Annotated in this window: 16 protein-coding genes; 6 read left to right on the plus strand and 10 right to left on the minus strand. The window is 43.6% G+C overall.

The window, feature by feature from the left end; all coding sequences use genetic code 11:
* Window positions 1-3: 3 nt before the first annotated feature.
* A complete protein-coding gene (locus tag EYS00_RS13140) occupies window positions 4-1,995 on the minus strand; it encodes an ABC transporter permease subunit (RefSeq protein ID WP_242618765.1) in 1,992 nt (663 codons plus the stop codon).
* Window positions 1,996-2,331: 336 nt separating this feature from the next.
* Between EYS00_RS13140 and EYS00_RS13145 the strand changes: the two genes are divergently transcribed.
* From EYS00_RS13145 to ppx, 3 genes are all read left to right on the plus strand, one after another.
* Window positions 2,332-2,838 (plus strand): glycine cleavage system protein R, encoded by a 507-nt coding sequence (locus tag EYS00_RS13145; RefSeq protein ID WP_130637338.1) that lies wholly within the window; start codon window positions 2,332-2,334, stop codon window positions 2,836-2,838.
* Between the two features lie 121 nt (window positions 2,839-2,959).
* The gene (gene ppk1, locus EYS00_RS13150; RefSeq protein ID WP_130637341.1) at window positions 2,960-5,041 is read left to right on the plus strand and encodes a polyphosphate kinase 1; all 2,082 of its coding nucleotides are present in this window, start codon (window positions 2,960-2,962) and stop codon (window positions 5,039-5,041) included.
* A 7-nt stretch (window positions 5,042-5,048) separates the two neighbouring features.
* Window positions 5,049-6,587 carry an exopolyphosphatase gene (gene ppx / locus EYS00_RS13155; protein ID WP_130637343.1) on the plus strand — a complete coding sequence of 513 codons (1,539 nt, stop codon included), beginning with the start codon at window positions 5,049-5,051 and terminating at the stop codon, window positions 6,585-6,587.
* Between the two features lie 54 nt (window positions 6,588-6,641).
* Here ppx and EYS00_RS13160 read toward each other — a convergent pair whose 3' ends face one another.
* The 4 genes from EYS00_RS13160 to tkt form a co-directional block, all read right to left on the minus strand.
* Window positions 6,642-7,541, minus strand: a complete 900-nt coding sequence (locus EYS00_RS13160; RefSeq protein ID WP_130637345.1) for a fructose bisphosphate aldolase — start codon at window positions 7,539-7,541, stop codon at window positions 6,642-6,644.
* Between the two features lie 110 nt (window positions 7,542-7,651).
* Complete coding sequence (locus EYS00_RS13165) at window positions 7,652-8,833, minus strand: phosphoglycerate kinase (RefSeq protein ID WP_130637347.1); 1,182 nt, start codon at window positions 8,831-8,833, stop codon at window positions 7,652-7,654.
* Window positions 8,834-8,909: 76 nt separating this feature from the next.
* Window positions 8,910-9,920 (minus strand): erythrose-4-phosphate dehydrogenase, encoded by a 1,011-nt coding sequence (epd, locus tag EYS00_RS13170; protein ID WP_130637349.1) that lies wholly within the window; start codon window positions 9,918-9,920, stop codon window positions 8,910-8,912.
* A gap of 22 nt (window positions 9,921-9,942) precedes the next feature.
* On the minus strand, window positions 9,943-11,934 hold the full coding sequence (gene tkt, locus EYS00_RS13175; RefSeq protein WP_130637351.1) for a transketolase: 1,992 nt from the start codon (window positions 11,932-11,934) through the stop codon (window positions 9,943-9,945).
* 356 nt (window positions 11,935-12,290) lie between these two features.
* Between tkt and metK the strand changes: the two genes are divergently transcribed.
* Window positions 12,291-13,436, plus strand: a complete 1,146-nt coding sequence (gene metK, locus EYS00_RS13180; RefSeq protein ID WP_130637353.1) for a methionine adenosyltransferase — start codon at window positions 12,291-12,293, stop codon at window positions 13,434-13,436.
* Between the two features lie 113 nt (window positions 13,437-13,549).
* On the opposite strand, the gene EYS00_RS13185 is transcribed toward metK, so the two are convergent.
* Complete coding sequence (locus tag EYS00_RS13185) at window positions 13,550-14,083, minus strand: hypothetical protein (protein WP_373995572.1); 534 nt, start codon at window positions 14,081-14,083, stop codon at window positions 13,550-13,552.
* A 237-nt stretch (window positions 14,084-14,320) separates the two neighbouring features.
* Window positions 14,321-15,469: an iron-containing alcohol dehydrogenase gene (locus EYS00_RS13190; protein ID WP_130637357.1), complete on the minus strand. Its 1,149-nt coding sequence runs from the start codon at window positions 15,467-15,469 to the stop codon at window positions 14,321-14,323.
* A gap of 267 nt (window positions 15,470-15,736) precedes the next feature.
* Here EYS00_RS13190 and EYS00_RS13195 point away from each other — a divergent pair, with 267 nt between their 5' ends.
* Both EYS00_RS13195 and EYS00_RS13200 read left to right on the plus strand, forming a co-directional pair.
* Window positions 15,737-16,912 carry an ABC transporter substrate-binding protein gene (locus EYS00_RS13195; protein WP_130637359.1) on the plus strand — a complete coding sequence of 392 codons (1,176 nt, stop codon included), beginning with the start codon at window positions 15,737-15,739 and terminating at the stop codon, window positions 16,910-16,912.
* Between the two features lie 41 nt (window positions 16,913-16,953).
* Window positions 16,954-19,779: an ATP-binding protein gene (locus EYS00_RS13200; RefSeq protein ID WP_242618766.1), complete on the plus strand. Its 2,826-nt coding sequence runs from the start codon at window positions 16,954-16,956 to the stop codon at window positions 19,777-19,779.
* A gap of 151 nt (window positions 19,780-19,930) precedes the next feature.
* On the opposite strand, the gene EYS00_RS13205 is transcribed toward EYS00_RS13200, so the two are convergent.
* The 3 genes from EYS00_RS13205 to EYS00_RS13215 all read right to left on the minus strand — a co-directional run bounded on the left by EYS00_RS13205 (window position 19,931) and on the right by EYS00_RS13215 (window position 22,709).
* The gene (locus EYS00_RS13205; protein ID WP_130637363.1) at window positions 19,931-20,254 is read right to left on the minus strand and encodes a helix-turn-helix domain-containing protein; all 324 of its coding nucleotides are present in this window, start codon (window positions 20,252-20,254) and stop codon (window positions 19,931-19,933) included.
* Between the two features lie 379 nt (window positions 20,255-20,633).
* Window positions 20,634-22,040 carry a restriction endonuclease gene (locus EYS00_RS13210; RefSeq protein ID WP_207301711.1) on the minus strand — a complete coding sequence of 469 codons (1,407 nt, stop codon included), beginning with the start codon at window positions 22,038-22,040 and terminating at the stop codon, window positions 20,634-20,636.
* A gap of 57 nt (window positions 22,041-22,097) precedes the next feature.
* Window positions 22,098-22,709, minus strand: a complete 612-nt coding sequence (locus EYS00_RS13215; RefSeq protein WP_242618767.1) for a recombinase family protein — start codon at window positions 22,707-22,709, stop codon at window positions 22,098-22,100.
* Window positions 22,710-23,355: the final 646 nt, after the last annotated feature.

Raw genomic sequence — 23,355 nt, forward strand, 5'->3', positions numbered from 1 at the left:
TTGCTACCCTCGAACCTTTATTCGTTGGCGTAACAATTCAGCAAATGTATTAACTACAAAGGTGAACGAAAACAATATACATGCGGTAAAGAACAAGATTTGATAATGGGCTGCGCCCACATCAGCCTCCGGCAATTCAATGGCTAAATTTGCCGTGAGTGCACGTAAGCCCTCAATGAGCCCCCAGCTAGCAATGGGTGTATTTCCTGTCACCATGAGTACTATCATGGTTTCTCCAAATGCACGACCGAAGCCAAGCATAATGGCGGCCAAAATACCAGGCATTGCTACTCGTAGTACGACATGCATCAAAGTTTGTAATCGTGTTGCACCTAACGCAAAAGAGGCGTGTTTCAACTCTTCGGGTACGCCATTGATAGCGTCTTCTGCCAAAGAGTAAATACTTGGTGAAATGGCTATACCAAGCGCAATTGCAACCACTATAGTTGTCTTACCTACGGCTGTTTCTGATTGCTCTGCGAGCGCTGCAAAACCATCGAAACCAATTACGTCGAACAACAGCGCCGGCGCCCATTGAATGCTGATGTATGTCACAACAAAAATACCGCCAATGGCGAAGCCTAATTCAGCCCCATGACGAATTTTACTCGGTAGATAAGCAGCCACACGTCGTTGGAATATAGCAACAACAATAAGGATAAAGGGAACGGTAACCAAGAAAAACGCAAAAGAAAATAGAAACTGGTCAGCTTTTGGCGAAAGCCATATTGCAGCGATAAACCCAATCAAGACACTGGGTACGGCTTCCAGCATCTCAATCGCTGGCTTTATCACATGTCTTAGCCGACTCTTTGCAAAAAAGGCGGTATAAATGGCTGCGCCAACCGCCATGGGGATAGCAATTATCAATGCGAGCAAAGATGCCTTGATACTACCAATTAACAGCGGCGTTAAGCTAAATTTAGCCTCTTGGAAGTCGGAAGCGCTTGTGGTTTGCCATACAAATTCAGTACTGCCATACCCTTCGTAAAACTGCGGCTCAAACAAGGATGCCCATGTTGTGACACCACTGATATTTTCTATCCCCCATACTGAAAGTGAATGCCCACTTACACCATAGAGTCTGTTACCAAATACTCTTATATCAAGTAAATCTTGAGGCACTTGTGTCTCGGATACTTGCTCACCAGTAATGCGATTAATGATACTCAATCGATTGTCATCAGTGAGTATAAATACCGCATTTGCACTACCATGCTCACGAAGAGCAATTACCCTCGAGGAACTCGGGAGTTGAAATGAGTATGTAGAACGAAAAGTTAACGTTCCCCTATCGTTGACCAGTACCCATCGAGTTACTTTGCCATCACTGTCATACGCAAAGAAAGTGCGATTTTTCTCCAGTTTATCAATGCTTATCACATCACCTAAATCAGTCAGTTCAACTTCGCGCCCTTGCAAATCGACAATATAGTGTTCTTGTTCGCTTTCCACCAACATGACGTTTGCGCCAGCCAACACTCTAACGTTGGAGGATAATTCAAACTCTTGGTCGATAAACTGGGTTGGATTTGCTCGATTTACCCAACGAACAAATCTCTTGTAAGGCGTGTTAATTGTGGCTACTGCCCACTGTTTCGACAGGTCAAATGACCACGAAGTTTTTGATTCCCAAACGTCAGTGGGAAGTGAAAAACTCATTCCCTCGTTAAACATCGGAGACAAACCCGCTGCGGATACCATCTGGTTAGATGAAGAGGTAAATGCAAGGTCACGTACCGATGTTATTCTGACCAGACCACTTTGAGAAATATCAACAATGTAGCTCTCACCCATTAGGCTTACTGTGGCAAACGCATGGTCGCAAGGCTGAATATAATCGTGCTGCAGCACAAGACTGTGAGATTGCTCCACCGCATATAGCCCCAAACGACATGGCGTCGTTTGTATTACAACAGGTTGTCCCCCGCTAAGGTCTCCCACCGACAACAACCTAGCATCCTCAGGCAGCGTAATCTCATATTGTTTCTTCATGGAGGGTACGAACGTAAGAGGAATGGCCTGACTCAAAAGATGCGTGATCAACAAAACAAGTGTCAGAAGAACTAGGCCTCCGAAGGCAGTCACTATGTAACCTGCCCATTTATCCTTGCGCTGACGTTGAACTTGTCTGTTATCGTTATCGGAAGTCATTATAATTTTAAAAAGATAATCAGGCATAAATTGCACTGGTGAGCAGTGTAAGTTTTGTTATGCTAATAGCAAGTGAAAGTTTCAGATTACGCTGCAACATCATAGGCAAAATCTATACTATTACCCTGAAGCGTCACAGGCAAACGCCTTTATCACAAATATGCGTAGGAGTACTTCATGCAACCCATCATTATTAGCATTATGGGCAAAGACAAACCAGGTCTGGTTGATACGCTAGCAAAATGCGTTTATCAGTACGATGGCAACTGGCAAGGCTCGAGTTTTGCACACATGGCCGGTCTGTTTACTGGATTTGTTGAGGTTCATGTTCCCAGTGATAAACAAGACGCTCTCGTCAAAGCTTTAGACGCTATCAGCGATTTAACCGTTCAATCTGTTGCTGTCACTTCACCAAGCACACAAGTTTCCACAGAGCTCTCAGTGGAAGTGATGGGTAATGACAAGCCGGGTATAGTACAAGAGCTAACCTCGGTACTGCATCAATTCAATCTCAATATCATGACATTTAGTTCTCATTGTGAAAGTGCGCCTAACTGGGGCAATTTGATGTTTAAAGCAACCGCGGTTATCGCCGTACCTGAAGACTTTGACGAGGATGCGTTGAAAGAAGCCATGGAAGACCTGGCCAACGACCTCGTAGTAGATATACACGCTTCCGAGTAATACCCCTTTATTGTCCAACGGTAACGGAAGTACTGCAGGTACACTAAGCGGGCCTGTCACAGTAATGTCACTGACACATGGCAGTCTTTGACCATTTTTTATAAGTGAAATAGCGACAATTATGGATAACGCAGAGTTATATTATCCCAAAGAACTAAGCTGGTTAGCGTTTAATGAACGGGTACTTCAAGAAGCCGCGGATGAAAATACGCCTGTGGTTGAACGTATCCGTTTCCTCGGAATTTACTCGAATAACTTAGACGAATTTTTCCGTGTACGAGCGGCAGATGTAAAACGTCAAATCACTATTGCGCAGAACGACGGTAACGAAGAAGAGGCCGAGCGCCAATCTGCGTTAATGAAGCAGATACAGCAAAAAGTTGTACAACTGTCGAATAAGTTTGACAGCATTCACAAAAACGTAGTGAAAGCACTGGCGCGTTATAACATTCATATTTTGACGAAAGAAGACGTCACTCCTTACCAACTAAATTGGGTTCGAGGCACCTTCGTCAATAAAATTCTTCGCCACATCACACCGATCCTTATTGATAAAAAAACTGACTTACTTAGCCGACTCAATGGTAATTCGGTGTATCTGTATGTTGCGCTCAAAAGAAAAGAGAAAAATACCAAGTACGCGGTAATACAAATCCCCACCGATGAAATGTCTCGGTTCATGGTGATTCCACCGGAAAAAAGTCGCAAGAAAAAACACATCATATTGCTCGATGACATGATCAAACTTTGCATTGAAGATATTTTTAGGGGGTTTGTAAAATTTGATGAGATTGAATCATTCGCTTTCAAAATGACCCGTGACGCTGAGTACTCCATCAATGATGAAATTGATGAGAGCTATGTTGAAAAAATGTCTGAAAGTATGAAGCAACGCCTCATTGCGGAGCCTGTGCGTGTTATTCACGACAGCGGTATGCCAGAGGACATGGTCAATGACTTGAGAAAGCGTCTCAAAATTACCAAGCTTGATACCATGCATACCGCCGGGCACTACCGTAATTTCAGAGACTTTATTGGTTTCCCCAATGTAGGCCGTGATTACCTAGAGCATACGCCACTGCCCGCGATAGATAGCAATGCCTTTTCAAATTACGACACAGTGTTTGACGCTATTACCGCTCACGATATCTTATTGTATTATCCGTACCATCGTTTCTTGCACTTCACTGAATTTGTAAGACAAGCGGCATTCGACCCCAATGTAAAATCTATTAGATTGAACATTTACCGTGTGGCAAGTAACTCAAGGATCATCAACTCACTGATCGACGCCGTGGACAACGGTAAAAAGGTCACCGTTGTTGTCGAACTTCGCGCTCGCTTTGATGAAGAGGCCAACATCGAATGGTCGAAGCGAATGACCGAAGCAGGTATTCGCGTGGTATTGGGTGTACCTACGCTCAAAATTCACTCAAAGCTTTGCATTGTTACCCGAGAAGAGCGCGGAACCTTAGTGAACTATTCACACTTTGGGACCGGAAACTTCAACGAAAAAACCGCGAAAATCTATACCGACTACAGCTTATTTACACGCAATGCAGAATTGGGTGCTGAGGCTGTGGGCGTTTTTGACTTGATTCAATACCCTTATCGTCGACACAAGTTTCAGCATTTACAAATTTCACCTCTTAACGCGCGAACTAAGATTCAGTCGCTAATTCGTCAAGAAATTCAGTTTTTGAAAGAGGGACACAATGCCCAGATAACCTTCAAAATTAACAACTTGGTAGACAAAGAACTGATTGACGATTTGTACCGTGCCAGCCAAGCCGGCGTTAAGATTCGCGGTATAGTACGCGGCATGTGCTCCTTAAACCCGGGCGTGAAAGGCATTAGTGACAATATTGAAATTATTTCTATCGTCGACAGATTCCTTGAGCATCCCCGAGTAATGGTATTTGAGGGTGGCGGCGACAGAAAAGTATTTATTTCGTCCGCAGACTGGATGACCCGCAATATGGACAACCGTATTGAAGTGGGCTGCCCCATCTATGATAGAAACCTTCAGCAAACCGTTGTTGACATAATGGAGCTACAATTTAGAGATACTCTGAAAGCCAGAGTCATTGACAAGGACCAGACCAACAAGTACGTTCGTCGAGGTAACCGCAAGAAATTGCGCTCTCAAATAGAAGTTTACGACTATTTGTTGAAGAAAGAGCAAGAACACAAAGGTAGTTAGCGCGTTAATGACCCAACAAGAATCTGTATTCGAAAGTGTAGAAACTCGAGAGGCGAGTAAAGTCGCCGCATTAGACATAGGCTCGAATAGCTTTCACCTAGTGGTGGCACGCATAGTAGCGGGATCGGTACAGATTCTTCACAGGGTAAAACAGAAAGTCCGGCTAGCCGAAGGGCTAAACGACGAGAACTTGCTTTCAGACGAAGCCATGGATCGTGGACTGAAAATGCTCGAGGTCATTGCTGAAAGCCTCAAAGGGTTTGAACCAGATTCAGTGCGCATTGTTGCCACCCACACTCTGCGCAAAGCAACCAATGCAAAACGATTTATAAAACTCGCCAAAGATATCCTTCCCTACCCTGTAGAAGTTATCTCAGGGGTGGAAGAAGCGCGTTTAATCTACTCAGGTGTGGCACACACCAATCATGCCGATGGCCAACAGCTCGTAGTTGATATTGGTGGAGGTTCCACGGAATTTGTCATTGGCGAAGGCTTTAATCCGCTATTATGTCGAAGTTTAACCATGGGTTGCGTAAGTTACACTAAACGCTATTTCCCCAATGGCGTACTCAGTGGGAAAGCCTTTTCTCGCGCGATCACAGCAGCGGAGCAAGAGCTAGAATTTATTGAAGATAAGTACAAAAAGCTTGGATGGGTTCAATGTATTGGTACCTCAGGGACAATACGTTCATTGTTCACTATGTGTCAGAACGAGAACGATACAGACCATCACCTCCCCGTAACGCTTGAGAAACTCAATGCACTCAAACAACAGTTGATTGAGGCAAAACACATAGACAATTTGTCTATTGAAGAGTTGAGTGAAGACAGACGCGTCGTCATAGCCGGTGGACTTGCCATTCTCATTGGTGTGTTTGAAGCCTTGGAAATAGAGACATTAGTGTATTCTCCTGCAGCACTGCGAGAGGGCGTGTTATATCAGATGGAGGATGAGCTTCATAACACGGATATCAGAGGCCGCACTGCAAGTAGTCTGGCTACCCGCTACGACGTAGATACGGAACAAGCCTCATTAGTGCATGGCACTGTTCTTGAGCTTTTCAATACTGTTGCAAAAACCTGGAAGCTCAAGCATCGCGATTTTCAGAGTATGCTTGGCTGGGCAGCACTGCTGCACGAAGTGGGCTTACAAATTAATTCTCGCGGGGTTCAGCGACACAGCAGTTATATTTTAGGCAGTGTGGACATGCCTGGCTTTACCCAAGAGCAGCAAGATTTACTCGCTACACTGGTGCGATTTCACCGCAAGAAAATTCGAGTGAACGAGCTACCAAGCTTTAATCAATACGACAGTCATGCAGTTATGAAGCTTATTGCACTGCTGCGCATTGGCGTTCTGCTCAATATTAAGCGTCAAGCCGGCTTTGTGCCCAAAATAAAAGTGGAAGCAACTAAAAACAGTTTAGTACTCACCTTCCCCGAAGGTTGGCTTGATACTAAACCAATAATTTCTGCTGATTTAGAGCGAGAAAGCGTCTATTGGAACGCAATAGAGTTAGCATTAGAAGTTGAAAGCAGCCAATAGATCAAAAAAGGAGAGCCAACTGCTCTCCTTTTTTTAAGAAACAACATCTTTCAATTAAGATTTAGACGCCTGATAGATACCTTCAATCGCCGTATCTAAGGTTGCAGCGAATTCAGCATCAGTTTGTTGCGCTGATACGCCTTCAGTCAGTGCGCGAGAGAAGCTTGCAATCATACCTTCATTTGCCGTTAGCTTTTCATTGGCATCGTCGCGTGAATAGCCACCAGACAGTGCGACGACTTTTAGTACACGAGGGTGTGCAATTAGCTCAGCATAGAAATTCGCTTCAGTAGGCAGAGTAAGTTTAAGCATCACGTCTTGAGTTTCATCAAGGGCATCTAACTGAGTTAAGATTGACGCTTTAAGCAAAGCTTCGGCTTCTGCTTTTTCCGGGCTGTGAATATCAACTTCTGGCTCAATAATAGGTACAAGGCCAGCGGCTAAGATTTGCTTACCCACTTCAAACTGTTGCGCAACAACAGCGTCAATACCCGCTTGATTAGCCAGTTTAACCACTGAGCGCATTTTGGTACCAAACACGTCTTGGGCTACCGCTTTTTCCAAAAGTTCTGCTAGACCAGGCATAGGTTTCATTACCTGAGTACCATCAACTTCGTCAGCCAAGCCCTTGTCCACCTTCAAGAAAGGAATAACATTCTTTTCTTCCCACAAATAGTGAGCAGTAGACTTACCTTCAATCTCGCGATCTAAAGTATTTTCGAATAAGATTGCGCCCAGAACACGCTCACCAGTAAAAGGCTCACTAGTAATTATACGAGTACGCATTTGGTGCACCATGTTGAACATTTCTTCGTCTGAGCTGTATTCAGACTCTTCAATGCCGTAAAGACGCAGTGCTTTGGGTGTACTTCCGCCACTTTGATCCAGTGCAGCGATAAAGCCAGTTTGAGATTTCAGTTTGTCTAACATAGACAGCTGTGCTTGTGATGCCATTGCAACACTCCTTTTTAAATCTGCTCTTACGAGCAGGAGTAGGGTTTATAATTTAAAGGCCAGCGTACGTCACTGTATCGCTGGCTAAGTTAACACTGTTTTTATGCGTATTAGTTGTTATTGTTTTTTGCTTCTAATACTGCAACAGCAGGTAGCGTCTTGCCTTCCAAGAACTCTAAAAAGGCACCGCCCCCCGTAGAAATATATGATACCTTGTCGGCAATCTCATATTTGTCTACTGCAGCCAGTGTATCACCACCACCTGCAATTGAGAACGCGTCACTGTTTGCTATTGCTTCAGATAACGCTTTTGTTCCCGCACTAAATTGTTCAAACTCAAATACACCCACAGGGCCATTCCATACAATGGTGCCCGCGTTTGCGAGGATTGATGCTAGTTCGGCGGATGAATCTGGGCCAATGTCAAAAATCATATCACCATCGGCTACCTCAGCAACTGGCTTAAGGGTAGCGGGTGTATTTTCGTCAAAGGCTTCTCCTACAACGACATCTGTAGGCACCGGAATATTACCACCATTGTCTTTTGCTTCTTGCATAAGACGTTTAGCTTCGTCAACAAGGTCCATCTCAACCAAGGATTTACCCACGTTATGTCCTTGCGCTGCAACAAAGGTGTTTGCGATGCCACCACCAACAATAAGTTGGTCGACTTTTTCTGCAAGGGATTTGAGTACAGTAAGTTTAGTCGATACTTTCGAGCCACCAACAATGGCTACCATAGGACGTTTTGGATTATCCAAAGCTTTACCTAGGGCATCTAGTTCAGCAGCCAATAGTGGGCCTGCAACCGCTTTGGGGGCAAATTTGGCGACACCGTGTGTAGACGCTTGTGCGCGGTGAGCCGTACCAAAGGCGTCCATCACAAATACATCACACAATGCGGCATATTGCTTAGATAAGGTTTCGTCATCTTTTTTCTCGCCTTTGTTAAAGCGAACATTTTCAAGAATAACCAACTCACCTGGATTGATTTCTACGCCATCGAGGTAATCAGCAACGAGTTTTACCGGAACATCGAGTGCATCGTTCAAGTAATCTACAACAGGTTGTAATGAAAATACCGCTTCAGGCTCACCTTCAGTTGGGCGACCAAGGTGGGACATTACCATGACCGCAGCACCAGCTTCGAGTGCGGCTTTTATGGTTGGAATTGACGCCTTAATACGCGCGTCAGAGGTCACCTTGCCATCTTTAACGGGTACGTTTAAGTCTTGACGAATTAAAACACGCTGCCCAGCTAAGGCAATGTCGTTCATACTTGGAATAGCCATGTTCTTTCCCTTGTTAAAATGATAACTGTTGAAAGCTGTCAGGGCTGGCGCTACCAACCCTGGCAGCCAAAATATTTTATGTAGCGCGGTACATTGCCAACGCCGTATCTAACATCCGATTGGCAAAACCCCACTCGTTGTCACACCATACTAGCGTCTTAACCAATTGACCGTGGCTCACTCTTGTTTGGGTACCATCTACGATGCACGAATGTGGATCGTGGTTAAAATCCACTGATACCAATGGTTCCTCGGTATAGTCTAATATACCGTTCAATCGCCCCTGTTTCGCTTGGCGAAGGGCGTCATTAACTTGCGCAATGGTGACCGATGCTTTCAATGTTACACTCAAGTCCATTGCAGTTACATTAATCGTCGGCACGCGAACCGCAATTGCTTCAAATTTTCCGGCAAATTTTGGCAAAATTCGCTCTATACCTCTATCGAGCTTGGTATTGACAGGAATGATAGACTGACTTGCAGCTCTTGTTCGGCGTAAATCCTCATGATAAGCATCGATGACTTGCTGATCATGCATGGAAGCATGGATTGTGGTGATAGTCCCACTTTCCACATCAAACGCTGTATCTAGGGCTTGAATCACGGGAACAATACAATTCGTCGTGCACGACCCGTTGGAAACCAGCCTATGTTCTGGCTTTAATGTTTCTTCATTAGTACCGAAAATAATCGTGTTATCCAAGTCCGATGAGCCGGGTGATGAAAACAGCACTTTCCCCGCCCCAGCATCCAGATGAGCCTGACCTGATTGCCTGTCATCAAACACACCCGTGCATTCAAGCACGATATCAACTGCCAGCTCTCGCCAAGGAAGGAGATCGATGTCGGGTTGCGCCAACAAGCGAATGTCGTCACCCGCTACGTTGAGGATGTTTTCTTCGAGGGATACATCAAAAGCAAACCGCCCGTGGGCGGTGTCATACTTTAATAGGTGGGCAATGCCTTCAGGTTTAGCGACATCATTTATTGCAACGACGGTGAAGTCACCGTTGCGCCCACTTTCATACAGTGCGCGCAACACGTTGCGTCCGATGCGGCCAAACCCATTTATGGCAATTTTTACCATAGACTGTGTTTGTCCTGATTGCTTAGAGTGCTAATGCAGCCTCTACAACAGCGTCAGTCGTGATATTGAAGTGCTTGTACAGTTCACCTGCTGGAGCAGATTCACCAAAGGTTTCCATGCCGATAATTGCACCGTTGAAACCTACGTACTTGTACCAGCTGTCTTTAGATAGTGCTTCTACTGCAACGCGCTTGACAACAGTGCTTGGTAGTACACTTTCACGATATTCCGCAGATTGCTTATCAAACACATCGGTAGACGGCATAGATACCACTCTTACCGCTTTACCCTGCTCTGAAAGCTGTTGTGCTGCTTCTACTGCCAATTGTACCTCTGATCCGGTTGCGATCAAAATATACTCTGGCGTACCGTCGCAATCGACCAAGATATAACCACCTTTTGCTACATTGGCAAGCTGCTGTGCATCGCGGTTTTGCTGAGGTAAACCCTGACGAGTGAAAATTAGCGTTGTTGGACCGTCATTTCGTTCAATAGCAGATTTCCAAGCAACTGCTGACTCGACTTGGTCACAAGGACGCCAGTTGTCAAGGTTAGGTGTTGAGCGTAGTGCAACAACTTGCTCTACCGGTTGGTGAGTCGGGCCATCTTCACCTAGACCAATGGAATCGTGAGTGTATACAAAAATAGCCGGCTGCTTCATCAACGCCGCCATACGAACAGCATTGCGAGCGTATTCCATAAACATCAAAAAGGTAGCGCCATAAGCTTTAAAGCCTCCATGTAAGGTAATACCGTTCATCATTGCCGACATACCAAACTCACGTACACCGTAGTAAATGTAGTTACCAGAAGCGTCGTTGGCTTCAACGCCTTTACTGCCAGACCAGATAGTAAGGTTCGAACCAGCTAAGTCAGCAGAGCCACCCAATAGCTCTGGTAACAGGGGACCAAACGCATTAAGGGCGTTTTGAGACGCTTTGCGTGACGCAATGTTTTGAGGATTAGCTTGCAGTTCAGCGATAATTGCATCTGCTTTTTCACTGAAGTCACTCGGTAATTCACCATTAACACGACGAGAAAATTCGGCGGCTAGTTCTGGGTATGCCTCAGAATAGGCTTCAAATGCTGCATTCCAAGCGGCTTCTTTTTCACCGCCTACTGTATTTGCATCCCACTGGGCATAAATGTCTTCTGGTACATGGAATGGTGCATGCGACCAACCGAGCTTTTCACGGGTAGCGGCTATTTCGTCGTCGCCTAAAGGAGCGCCGTGACAAGACTCAGTACCTTCCTTGTTCGGTGAACCAAAACCAATCACTGTTTTACAACAAATAAGCGTAGGTTGAGTTGTGTTGGCTTGTGCCTTTTCAATAGCCGCTTTTACTTGCTCGGCGTCATGGCCGTCAACACCATCGATCACTTCCCATCCGTAGCTTTTAAAACGAGCGGGAGTGTCGTCGGTAAACCAACCTTCAACTTCACCATCGATAGAAATACCGTTGTCATCCCAAAACGCGATTAACTTGCCCAAACCTAATGTACCGGCAAGTGAACAGGTCTCGTGAGAGATACCTTCCATCAAACAACCATCACCCATGAACGCATAAGTGTAGTGGTCGACAATGTCATGACCTTCACGGTTAAATTGCGCCGCCATAATTTTCTCAGCAAGCGCCATACCTACAGCATTACTGATGCCTTGACCTAGTGGGCCTGTGGTAGTTTCTACACCAGGTGCATAACCATATTCTGGGTGACCTGGTGTTTTTGAGTGAAGTTGACGGAACTGTTTGAGCTCTTCTATCGGTAACTCATAGCCAGCAAGGTGCAACAATGAGTACAACAACATTGACCCGTGGCCGTTTGACAATACAAAGCGGTCGCGGTTAGCCCAGTTTGGATTCGCTGGGTTATGAGAAAGAAAATCACACCACAATACCTGTGCAATGTCTGCCATTCCCATGGGAGCGCCTGGGTGGCCAGATTTAGCTTGTTGAACAGCGTCCATACTTAATGCACGAATTGCATTTGCGAGTTCACGACGAGTGGGCATGTTGTCTCCTGATTGTTTCCTAACTAAGTAGCGTGGAATAGTTGCGCTATTACAATAGCTCCGCGCTCAATAGTGCATATAAATTGGCGGTTATTCTTACCCATGCACTTTTTCAGTTCAATGGCTTTTCAATGCCATTCACGAAAGTTGGTACAAATAATCACTATTAGTGACGGCAATACTAAATATCGTAAAAATAACCTGTCGCTCGTTCTCAAAAAATGAGTGAGTGATCCATCTGTGTCAACAAATCGTAACGAATAGACTTTTAGACGTCCAGATGTAAAGACTGGTATTTAGCACTTTTTGTTGTAAAATGTCGATTATATTTTGACGAACAACCCTTTGGAGCAATTATGGCCTCGCATTTATTCACTTCAGAATCTGTGTCTGAAGGACACCCTGATAAAATTGCCGATCAGATTTCTGACGCTGTACTAGATGCTATATTAGCGCAGGATCCACGAGCGCGAGTGGCGTGCGAAACCTATGTAAAAACAGGCATGGTGCTTGTCGGTGGTGAAGTTACAACGTCTGCATGGGTAGATATTGAAGAGCTGACTCGTCAAACGGTTAAAGATATTGGTTATACCCATTCAGATATGGGCTTCGATGCAGACTCATGTGCTGTACTCAACGCCATTGGTAAACAATCACCTGATATCAATCAAGGTGTTGATCGCGAGAGCCTAGAAGAACAAGGTGCTGGTGACCAAGGCCTAATGTTTGGTTACGCTAGCGACGAAACTGACGTGTTAATGCCAGCTCCCATTACCTACTCTCATCGCCTGGTACAAAAGCAAGCGGAAGTTCGCAAATCAGGCAAGCTAGATTGGTTGCGCCCTGATGCGAAAAGCCAGATCACCTTCAAATACGAGAACAATGTTCCTGTAGGTATTGATGCGATAGTACTTTCGACCCAACACTGTGATTCGGTAACTACCGAGACAGTGCGCGAGGCGGTCATGGAGGAAATCATCAAGCCAGTTATCCCAACGCAGTGGATCGATGCTAATACAGCTTTCCACATCAACCCAACGGGTCGTTTTGTTATCGGTGGCCCAATGGGCGACTGTGGGCTGACTGGACGCAAGATTATTGTTGACACCTACGGTGGTATGGCACGACACGGTGGTGGTGCTTTCTCAGGAAAAGATCCGTCAAAAGTTGATCGCAGTGCAGCCTATGCTGGACGATACGTTGCCAAAAATATCGTAGCAGCAGGCTTAGCTAAACGTTGTGAAATTCAAGTGTCGTACGCCATTGGTGTGGCAGAGCCAACCTCGATTAGTATCGAAACCTTTGGCACGAGTAAAGTGGATGAGCAGACACTTGTGGCTCTTGTGCGAGAGCATTTTGATCTTCGTCCTTACGGCCTTATTCAAATGCTTGACCTAGAGCGCCCTATTTATCGTCCAACGGCGGCTTACGGTCACTTTGGTCGTGAAGAATTCCCTTGGGAAGCAACGAACAAAGCAGAGGCATTAAAAGCGTCACTATAAGTGAAGTAGTTGCGCGAAATGCACCCTAAAGGCTGTCTTAAAAATTTCTAAGACGGCCTTTTTTTATTTTGTGATTGGTAAGAAGCGGTAGTACGGTATGTTAAACACAACCGCTATTTTGCAACCGCAGCAAAATCAGACTTAGGTAAGGTAGATAAACGCTTGGTTTCAATAAAGGTTTGTTGAATAACCATAGCATCGCTACTGGCGCGGTGACGTCTTACGTTCAACGAGTCGACAATATCATCTTTGACATCATGCCATAGCGCCATTTGGTCTTCACTCAGCAAATAATCCAACGCTCTGCAACTAAACGTCATATCCATCGACGCCGCAGCAAACAACTTAATCAACCAGGGGTGATCAACAACCCATCCATCACTATACACAACCGTGTTTCCTAGGAACTCATTGAGTTCTCGGCACACCTGAACTGGATTATTCCCGTGAGATAAAAGATTTGAACGGGAAATACCATGCAATGCCTCTGCAGACTCGTCCCAATGTGCCCACTCGTCGAGCGGACGGATCAAACGACAGATTTTTGCACCATCATAGCGCACAACCCCCACCTCTATAGGGAAACTTTTTGCGCCAAATCCACTGGCTTCTACATCAATTATGGATGGGGGATATTGTTTAAACAATGTCATTCCTTCGGGTATTACACCAGATCCATGGCGTTACCACTCATATACAACAAAAAATACGGGGTTGATCACTCTAATCCCCAATGTAGCGCGCTTTGGCTTAATTATTATGACAATAAGAAAGTCAAACTGATCAAGGCTTCAAAACACGCTCGTTGATAATATGATAATATCGTGCCAACTTATTTTAACAAGATTAAAACAAATTATTAATATACCATTCAGGAATAGACATTACCCAGCTACTGCTAAATCCAAAATCGAGCGGCTGACTTCAGGCGTAATCGCTTGTGACTCTCCCAGTGCTACCATTTTGTTTTTCTCAAGCTGACTTATCACAGCTTCTATTGCTTCTTCCTTTGACTCGTTATGCTCAGTAAGCGAGGTTGATACGTTCAAACCATTATAGAAAGCAGCAATAGCATCTATCGTGTCGAGGGCTAACGTTTCTGAAGGTGCTAGACCAAATACCTTTTGGCCCATTTGTTCCAACTTGGCCTTTTTAGCATCTAACTGAACTTTGAGTAAGGCTGGTTGCACAATAGCGAGTGATCGAGCGTGGTCAACGCCGTACAAAGCGGTCAGTTCATGACCTATCATATGAGTCGCCCAGTCTTGAGCCACACCAGAACCGATAAGTCCGTTCAATGCTTGATTGGCCGTCCACATCAAATTAGCACGCCATACATCGTCCTTTTGCTCAATAGTATTGCCAAGGTCAACCAAGGTTCGCAGTAAAGTTTCGGCATAACCGTCTTGTACCGGTGCGTTTTGCGGGAACGTCAAATACTGTTCACATACATGAACAAAAGCATCCACTACGCCATTAACTACCTGCTTTTCTGGCAAACTCTTCACTACATCGGGGTCGAGTACTGCAAACTTAGGAAAAACGGAAGGTGCCATAAATGGGAGCTTTTGCAATGTGGCTTTGTTACTAACAACCGACGCACAGTTTGATTCTGACCCCGTAGCTGGCAGGGTAAGCACTGCGCCAATAGGAAGCGCTTTTGTTACTGTGTGTTTGCCGATGAGAATATCCCAGCCATCACCGTCGTAGCATGCGGCGGCAGCAACATACTTCGCGCCGTCAATCACACTTCCCCCGCCCACAGCTAAAATAAAATCCAACCCAGATGTACGCATTTGCTCAACGGCTTTATCAAGGGTTTCACGAGTTGGGTTAGGCTCAACGCCACCAAAGGTTTCCCAAGTGTAACCGTCGAGTGCCTGTTCAACTTGGTCATAAACGCCATTCTTTTTGATCGAACCGCCACCGTAGAGCACCAGAACTTTTTTGTCTTTTTCGATCAAAGTAGAAATTGAAGCAATCTGCCCCTGTCCAAATTGAATGGTTGTCGGATTGTAGAATGAAAATTTCATGTTCTGTCTCTTCAGTTTATTGTTCGGGTGATTAAATATGGTGACGAAATCGACTTTTTTAAGAGTCTTAGCCCAAAAAGATCACCAAATTGTACAAATGACTGCTACGCTTAAATGCAAATAATCTAATAAGTAATATGGTTTCTCGCATTCTGCTTTCTTGCTTTTAACCAAAAGGATCGGTCGATTTGAGTTATACGAAAGGATAAGTTCGTTGTGGTAACAATAAGATACACTGTCCGCCTTTTTGTTAAATTGTCGGCCTTTATGCGATTAGTTTTTTTAATATCAATCTCTTTAGGACTTTTCCCTAATGTCACATATGCCGATGAACTCTCAAAGGAGCCCGTTATCATCGGCATAGACGCCGACTTTTCAGCCGTTGCCATTGACGGTGGGATAGCTATCCGCCGCGGCACCGAACTTGCGGTAGAAATGATTAATCAATCGGGAGGTTTGCTTGGTCACCCACTGGTCATTATTGCGAAGGACCACAGAGGAAATCCAGCAAGAGGTATCCACAATATAAATACCTTCGCGACAATAGACAATTTAGTCGCCGTTCTCGGTGGTGTGCACACTCCGGTTGCACTTGCTGAATTGGATACAATTCATGAAAACAACCTTTTGTATCTTGGTCCATGGGCAGCGGGTACTCCACTTGTTGATAATGGCTTCTCCCCAAATAATGTTTTTAGAGTATCGTTACGCGATGCAGAGGCAGGGAAGGTGCTTATTGACCATGCAAAAAAGCGAGGATTAAAACGAGTCACTTTAGTATTGGAACGCACTGGTTGGGGACGCTCAAATGAAGCATCATTAACTCAAGCAGCAAGAGATGCAGGGTTATTCATTGACGCTATTCATTGGATCAACTGGCAACAGAAATCTTTTGAAGATACGCTCAAGATAATTCAAGCTTCCGATACCGATGGTATTATCTTGGTAGCCAATGCCCCCGAAGGTGCAGTCGTCGTTAATGGCATGGTGACTTTGGATATGTTGTCAGTCCCTATCATTTCACATTGGGGTATCGCATCAGGAAATTTTATCGAACGCATTGCCGTAAAACCTGACAACCTTGATATTGCTGTGCTGCAAACTTTTCATTTTGAACACAATGATACGTCCCAAGCCAAAATGCTTTTCGAAGCATACAAAGCAAAATACGGTGCAACCGACATTAATAGTGTGCCAGCTGCAGTAGGAGTGGCACATGCGTACGATCTGGTACAAATGCTCGCCATCGCAGTAAAATCGGCGAACTCATTTGACACAAATAACGTAAGAACTGCACTGGAAAATATCGCGTCATATCACGGTGTTGTAAAGCACTATGAACAACCGTTTTCAGCGTCTCAGCGAGATGCTTTATTGTCTCACGATTACTTTATGGCATCCTTTGATGCATCAGGAAACATCATTGTAACGGAACCCAATTAATGGCTCCAAAGCTCTCTTTGCGACAACTTTTAGTAAGGCGAATGCTACCCACCTTGACTGGGTTAATCATTGTTGTCGCAATTATGCTGTTCACCATTACGTTTTATTTTGCGAGTGAGGAAATCAGTGATGACCAACAAGCGTCTCTCGACGGATTAAAAAGAGATCTTTCCTATCTCACTCAGGACACAACGCGACAACTCGCTGATTTGGCGGCTAATGATATTATCATCAATGCCTTAGTCGACGTGGAACAGCGAGATAACTATCTCCCCATGTTCTTTCGCTCGCTCAATTTAACCCAGGCAAGGGACGTAAGCTTTGCCTTGTATGATTTTTCCGGTGCGCTGGTGATACAGAAAAACTGGCCAGAGCAATTACCCAGCACATTAGAGCAAGCATGGCGTCCTATTACGCTGGTTGAATCCGAGTCTTATTATTCTATTACCGAATATGGCGTGCTTTTTTCTGTGCCCGTACTATTAAACGAGATGGCAGAAGGGGCATTGGTCATGTATGTGGCTAGCCTTCAGCCATTGCTGCGTCCCTACCCTAGACTGACAGAACAAGTCGTCACTGATGGCAATAATACCGTGTTGTTTAGTAGTGATTTAAGTTTTGTTGAACAGGGGAAACTCAGGTTTACTCAACATACCACCCAATTTCTAGTGGGCTCAGATAGCTTTGGTGACTTGAAGCTCTATAGCATCAGCTCTTTTACCTCCGCATTTTCTAGTATTCGATGGTTAGCCTTAGTTATTTTGGCCATGATCGTAGGTACCTTACTTATTAACCTGCACATTATTTCTATCACGGCTAAGCAAGCACAAGATACTTTGACAGGTTTGTATGACGACATTATTAGACGGGTACGAAATGAAGAAAAGCCAGTTTCTGATAGTGTTCCCCTGGAAGTTTTAGAGTTAAGTAAAATTCGTACCTCTTTTGATGAGCTGCTCACAAATTTAACCGAGATGTCACTGTCGAACGAGCAGTTTTCCAATGTCATTGATTCTATGGGTGACATGCTATTAGTGGTAGACAACAGCCAGACTGTTCTATTGTGCAACCGCCAATTTGATGCACTTTGCGACACCTATGGTGAAGGTCATGACGCAACCATTGCGCGCTTGATTACTAAGCTACATGGCAAGTCCAAAGGCGAACTCAAGTACACCGATAGCAAAGGCGAAGCATCGAGGATCTTATGGCGTGTACAACCCTTATTAGACGAAAACAACGTTGAAAAGGGGAAAATTTACGTTGGTGCTGACGTTACCGAACAAAAGGCCCTCGAAAGTCGTATTAAAATTCTTACAAGTGCAATCGATGAAGCAACCGTCTCCATTGTCATCTCAGACATCAAGAGTGAAGGTCAACCTGTTATATACGCAAACGGCGCATTTGCTGATTTAACCGGATATTCAAGAGAAGAGATCTTGGGTGGAAACTGTGCGATGCTGCAGGGAAAGGAAACAGAATCATCCAGTGTTTTTGGACTTAAAACGGCTATTCGAAACCGTATTCCTGTTGAAACCACACTACTGAACTACCGAAAAGATGGTACGTCATTTTTTAACAACCTTATACTGACCCCAATACAGATTGATGGTGAAGTCACTCACTACATCGGCATTCAACAAGATGTGACTAAAAAGCTTCAAGCAGAAAGGTACTTGCAAGAAGCCAAAATAAAAGCCGAAGAATCGGCAAGAATGAAGTCGGGCTTTTTAGCCAGTATGAGCCATGAAATTCGCACCCCAATACACGGTATTTCAGGAATTCTTCAACTTTTAGAGAAAACTCCATTAAACAATGACCAGCAACACTATGTTTCCTTGGCTAATTACAGCGTAGAAAGTCTCTCCCATATCGTCAATGACATTCTTGATTTCTCTAAAATAGAAGCTGGGCAAATGCAAGTTGAAGCGCACCCCTTCTCACTGATTGAAGAAATTAACCAACTCGAAAATCAGTATCGTTTATTGTGCGAGCAAAAAGGGCTGAGCCTATTATTCAACAACCAATTTCCAACGGGATTAAGAGTATTGGGAGATGCGGTGAGGTACCGTCAGATCTTAACGAACTTACTCGGAAACGCGGTGAAATTCACCGAAACCGGTACTATTAGTGTTACCACTAACATCGTTGAAAGTGCGAATGACCAACTGCTGCTTCGGTGTGATGTGAAGGATACCGGTATTGGTATTGCCAGAGAAAAGCAGCCAGGTATTTTTGCAGTATTCACACAAGAAGATCTATCAACAACCCGTAAGTTTGGTGGCACAGGTTTGGGGCTGTCTATCTGTAAGCAGCTTTGCTCACTCATGGGAGGAGACATTTCCCTAGAAAGTCAAAAAGGCATTGGAAGTACGTTCTCATTTTACATCCAATTAGAAAGAGCGCCTGAAGAACAAAGCAATGGGCAACAAAATACAGATCAAGTAAGCAGTATAAAAACAGGCAAGCTCAAAATACTGGTAGTCGAAGACAATGAAATAAACCAAACCATTGTTAAAGAGCACCTCACTACACATAAAGCCATCAGCGCGATGTCTGGGGTAGAAGCACTTGAAGCACTCAACAAGTTCAAGCCAACGTTTGACGTTATATTAATGGACTGTCTTATGCCTGAAATGGATGGCTTCGAAGCCACTCGCCGCATACGAAATGGCGAAGCGGGAGCTCGATATGAAAACGTTCCTATTATTGCGTTAACAGCAAATGCTATGAAGGGTGATAGAGAAGCGTGTTTTGCCGCGGGAATGAACGACTACCTGAGTAAACCTTTTGATGTCGATGACTTACTGGATAAGATAGAGTACTGGGCTTCTGTGAAAAAAGTCCCGGCGGACCACGCTTCTTAAAAAGAAGGGCGGAGTTGGCCATAAGCCGAGTAAGTTAAAGTTCGAATCAAAGAATATCAAATTCTTACCTCTTGTCTATACTGGAACGTGTGACATCTTGTGTGAAACTTATCAAGAGAGCCCTCCCAGACTCCTTTATGACTGCGTTAATTTAATGAAGAGATAGAATTTTAGCAGCTGACTCTGGTTTAACTGGGATACAGAGTTTTGCACCGTTATGTCTATAGTCTTTATAATCTATCAATCCTAATTCGCTTAGTTTTTTCAACCCTCTACTAATTTGGGGTTGGCTACACCCGAGAATGTGCCCGAGAGCTTCCTGAGATGGGCTATACAGTTGGCCATTTGCAAAGGCTTCCTGACTACTGGAATATATAATTATATAAAGCCTAAGCTCACTCTGAGAAAGTTGTTTACTATTGATTAAATCTACATAGGTAGATTCAAGTGAGTTTTTTTGATGTTCATTTTTCATTTGTATTCCTTTTGTATTAGACACGGTGAATCCCACAAAGGATTAATTGCGTCAGATTTTGTTTATTGATTAGTTTTGATTTGTTTGTTGAATTAAATATTTGAGCGGGAGGGGTGCTCTGAAATGTGACAAGAACTGCCACTTACTCTTATATTATAACATGAGGAAACCGAAAAAATCAAGCATAATTTATGCCAAAAAGAAAATCATATTGATATAATTGAGAATTTTTATTAAGAGAGGGCGAGCTTGTTAAGCAAGAGTACAAAATATAAGCAAAAAAGCCTCAAAATATCAAAATATTAAGCTCTATTGAAATTGGATCGCAACAGAGCTTAAGAACTGTCAGAGAAATATATAAAAATTTAAGCAAAAATACTTATTCTTCGTTTACGTGGATAGCTATTAACTCATGCAAATAATCTAAGATTTTTTCATCAGTGAATAGTCTGATACCTAGATGTTCTGCATATCTTGATGTGTCCGACTCCACATCGTTGAGAGTGAACAAGATTTTTTCATCGTAAGAAAGTCCGTCAGTTAGCTTGAAGAGGTAATCAATGTACGTCCGAAACACATCATCGTCATGACTAGCAAAGCATGCAACAAAAGAGCTGCAATCACCTACATCAAAAACAAACATATTCTCACTGACAGTAGGCTCAAAAATGCTCAAGAACTCGCTAGTATGCTTTTTAAGTCGTTCGGTCTCAGGAGAGCTTAGAGCACCCATCACAGCCTCATAAGAGCAACTCTCATTAGAATTGACAGTTACAGAATCGGTACTTCCCTCACCAAAGATCTGTTCGATTTGTGAATGATGCAGTAATAATACATCTAACTTTTCAGCAAGCATTCTTGCCGATTTGGTGAAGGAGCTATTAGTAACTACCATTGCATAGTCACCTTCATAGAACTGCTTAGCGGCTGCAACTTCTTGAACAGCTTTATTTCCGACAGGCTTAGAATAGAGTTTGCATTGAATAATATAATTTACGTCTGCGTAGGTGGCTATAACATCAGCTCCTTGATCACCACTACCTTGTGTAGCACGAGCCTCTGCACCTAAATTACTTATCACCTCTGCAATAGCCCTCTCATACTCGTACGGGTCAGTAATTAATGATAGGTCGTCCGTTGTTGTTGAATTTTCGTCTTCAATGAATGCGTCAAGTACGCTGTCAATATCAGAGTATAATGTACTGAACTTGTCATTTTCATAGTGGAAGTTCAAGTGTGCTCCATACACCACATAGCGATTTCTTAATTCAGACGTAGTGTTAGCCTTAATATAGTAGTTCACATCAAAAGAATGGTCTTGTGCAAAACGCTCTACCTCATCGAACCATGGTTCAATTTTTACATCACCATAATCGTCTTTATGCATTAACTGTGAGCGTTTGAGAGAAAGTGGCTTTAGGTAGGCGTTTTCGGAGAGGTAGCTATAAAGAAAAAAGTCTCGTAGCGCCATAAAAACTCTGCTTGCAAGACCTTTCTTATCTATATTACTCTCACCATTGAGAAGACTATTAACTTCGTGTAAGCAATCGCTTAAATCGTTTAAATATGGGTTTTTACCATTTAACGCTAACTCAGAGGACATAACATTTTCGAGATCAGTTTTGATTCCACTAAAGTTAGGATTCGCTATACTATTTTTGAAATCTCGATACTGTGGGTTACTATCAAACCCCTCTACTTTTTCCTTAAATAATTTGAGTTTATCTCCTGATTTGTCTGCAACATTGGATAAGCTTTCCGTTAACTTTGAAAAGAAACCTTTCATATTCACTCCCTGAACTTTGTTATGCCTTAAATATCTTTAGCTCTTTATCCATGGCTCTTATTTAGTGTTTAACTCACGTCTCACACGATATACGGTTGCGATTCCACAGTCTACTAGCTTAGACACTTCTTCGGCTGTCATACCTCTATCAGAGTACTTTTTAATATTGTTCCGCAGTTCTTGATTCTTAGCGCGACCACCTACACGTTTACCTTGTGCTCTCGCTTTTTCCATTCCTTGTCTAATTCTCTCTACACGCTTCTCTTGGTCTAATCTAGCCATAGTTGCCATAAGGTCAATGAGCATATTGTTTATAACGCCCATAATGCTACCTGTAACCCCCTCAGAGAAGTGTTCGTAAGTAGTTGGCAAATCCATAACCACCAACTTCAATTTCTTCTCAGAGAGCCTTAGCTTTAGCGTATCGAAGTCTTCTTGACTCAATCTAGATAATCTATCTACTGACTCAACTAACAGTATTTCACCTTGTTGTGAATCCTGTAATAATCGATTTAGCTCAGGTCTTTCCAGCTTCGTACCACTGTAGTTCTCGCAGTAGGTTTCTAAGACTTTTAAACTCTTATTCCTAGCAAATTCAAGAAGAGCTGACTCTGCCCTCTTACTATCTTGCTTTTTCGTTGACGCTCTCAGATATACTCTTGCTTTCATTATCATTTACCATTACCAACCAAACCCTAAGTGATAATTGATCATTTAGGTTAAAAAGTAAAGGTTATGATAGAATTGATTTGCGGTTTATTAGTAGGCTATTCATTATCGTAAAGCTATACGTAAATGATAGTTATTGGCGGAATGAGTGAACGTTAGCGCTTACTATAAAATTTATTTTCAATTTATAAGTTTTCACAACAAGTGCTTGCAATCTAAGCATTTCAGGTATCTTGAATACTGATACGTGAGTCAACACTAACGGTATTCAACAACACCAAGAGAAAACCGAAAACACCCAATATATTGGGTTGCATTTAACTCCAAACCTCACTATCTTGTGATTGCTGTATGAAACACTGGTAACTCATACAGTACTCAGTTTTGTAACCAGACAAACCAATCTTATGAGGTATTAACATGAAAATCGGACGTGACGCGAAAACAGGTCAATTCATTCCTGTAAAAGTAGCGGAAAGAAGAAAAGCAACAGCTATCGTAGAGACAATAAAACCAAGAGGTAAGAAGAGATAACAAAGCCGCAACAAGGCGGCTTTGAGTAAGACTAGAATTGAGGTTACCGAGGCTTTCCCCCCAGTTCCGCAAATTAGCTCTAATCTCGATGGGGATTGAGATATTAGCAGTT

This window comes from Alteromonas sp. KUL49, from assembly GCF_006538345.1.
Classification (GTDB): Bacteria; Pseudomonadota; Gammaproteobacteria; order Enterobacterales; family Alteromonadaceae; genus Alteromonas.